This is a genomic window from Mesorhizobium sp. M2A.F.Ca.ET.039.01.1.1, assembly GCF_003998035.1.
Classification (GTDB): domain Bacteria; phylum Pseudomonadota; class Alphaproteobacteria; order Rhizobiales; family Rhizobiaceae; genus Mesorhizobium.
This window is the reverse complement of the sequence record NZ_RZRY01000996.1, coordinates 1-1,816: the sequence shown is the minus strand read 5'-3', so window position 1 is coordinate 1,816 and position 1,816 is coordinate 1. Positions and strand designations below refer to the sequence as shown.

The 1,816-nt window shown below is 62.7% G+C and carries 2 protein-coding genes; both read left to right on the top strand.

Annotation, left to right across the window (positions count from 1 at the left end):
• The first annotated feature begins 17 nt into the window (after window positions 1-17).
• Entirely contained in the window at window positions 18-923 is a 906-nt protein-coding gene (locus EOA24_RS36535; protein WP_127410742.1) for an ABC transporter substrate-binding protein, read from the top strand.
• A 168-nt stretch (window positions 924-1,091) separates the two neighbouring features.
• On the top strand, window positions 1,092-1,816 hold a 725-nt coding region (locus EOA24_RS36530; RefSeq protein WP_133374831.1), incomplete at its 3' end, for an ABC transporter permease.

Here is a 1,816-nt window from a genome sequence, read left to right as displayed (position 1 = left end):
CGCTGACGGCGGCCGCCATGCTTGGCGCGCCCGCGATGGCTGCCACCTCGCTCACCATCGGCATCAGCGGCTGGACCGGCTTCGCGCCGCTGACTCTGGCCAAGCAGGCCGGGCTTTTCGAAAAGCACGGGCTCGACGTCACGCTCAAGAAAGTGCCGCAGGCGAGCCGGCCGCTGGCCATCGCCAGCGGCGACCTGCAATGCGCGGCGACCACGGTCGAAACCTGGATGGTGTGGAACGCCAGCGGCGTCACCACCAAGCAGATCTTCCAGCTCGACAAGTCCTATGGCGCCGACGGCATCGTCGTGCGCAACGACATCAAGTCCGTCGCCGACCTCAAGGGCAAGAATGTCGCCTCGTCCGCGCCTGGAACCTCGCCCTATTTCCTGCTCGCCTGGGTGCTCAACAAGAACGGCATGTCGACCAAGGACGTCACCGTCGTCAATCTGGAGCCGGATGCGGCGGCGCAGGCCTTCCTGGCCGGCCAGAACGATGCCGCCGTCACCTATGAGCCGTTCATTTCAGCGGTCCGCGACAAGGCCGACCAGGGCCATATCCTGGCGACCACGCTCGACTACCCGATGGTGCTGGACACCGTCGGTTGCACGCCGGACTTCCTCAAGGCCAATCCCGATGCCGCCAAGGCGCTCGCCGACAGCTATTTCGACGCGCTCGACCTGATCAAGAAGGATCCGCAGAAATCCTACGAGATCATGGGCGCCGACGTGAAGCAGTCGGCCAAGGAATTCGAGGATTCGGCCAAGTACCTGAAATGGGCCGACAAGGCGGAGAATAAGCAGTTCTTCACCAAGGAGTTCCAGGATTTTTCCAAGACCGCGGCCGATCTTTTGCTGCAGATGGGGCTGATCAAGGAAGTCCCGGATGTGACGACGCTTGCCGACACCAGCGCGGTGGCCAACTGATCGCGCATCACCCTATCGGCGGCGCAAGGCCGCCGCTCCCTTCTCGCTAAAGCGCGTCGCGATCCTTCAGATACGCTCCTCGCGCTTTAGCTCTTTCATTTTGCGCATGTCTTTACCCGAACCGGTTTCCACTTTCGGGAGCCATGCTTTAAGGACAGGGCCTGAATGCTGCGTCCCTTGCACCCCGTTGCGCCGGGCACGCGAAGCGCGCTCGGCATCGCCTTTTTCGTGCTGTTCGTGGCCTTCTGGGCGTGGATCACGCTCGGCGGCCATGTGAACCGGATCTTCCTTGCCGATCCTCTGTCGATGCTCAAGGACGGCTGGCGGCTGCTCGTCGAAGACCGGTTCTGGCTCGACATATTGATCACCATCTGGCGCGTCTTCGGCGGCTTCGTGCTGGCCTCGATCGTCGCGGTGCCGATCGGCATCGCGATGGGCGCCTGGAAGCCTGTCGAAGCCTTCCTCGAGCCGTTCGTGTCCTTTGCCCGCTACCTGCCGGCATCCGCCTTTATCCCGCTGCTCATCCTGTGGGCCGGCATCGGAGAATTCGAGAAGCTCCTGGTGATCTTCGTCGGCTCTGTGTTCCAGATCATCCTGATAGTCGCGGTCAAGGTCGGCAGTACGAGGCGAGACCTGGTCGAGGCCGCCTATACGCTGGGGGCGACCGACAACGGCATCGTCAAGCGCGTGATCATGCCGGCCAATGCGCCGGAGATCGCCGAAACGCTGCGCCTGGTGCTTGGCTGGGCCTGGACCTATGTGATCGTCGCCGAGCTGATCGGCTCGTCGTCGGGCATCGGCTACATGATCATCAACAGCCAGTCGCGGCTGGCGACGGGGCAGATCATCTTCGGCATCATTGTCATAGGGCTGATCGGGCTTCTGTCCGATTT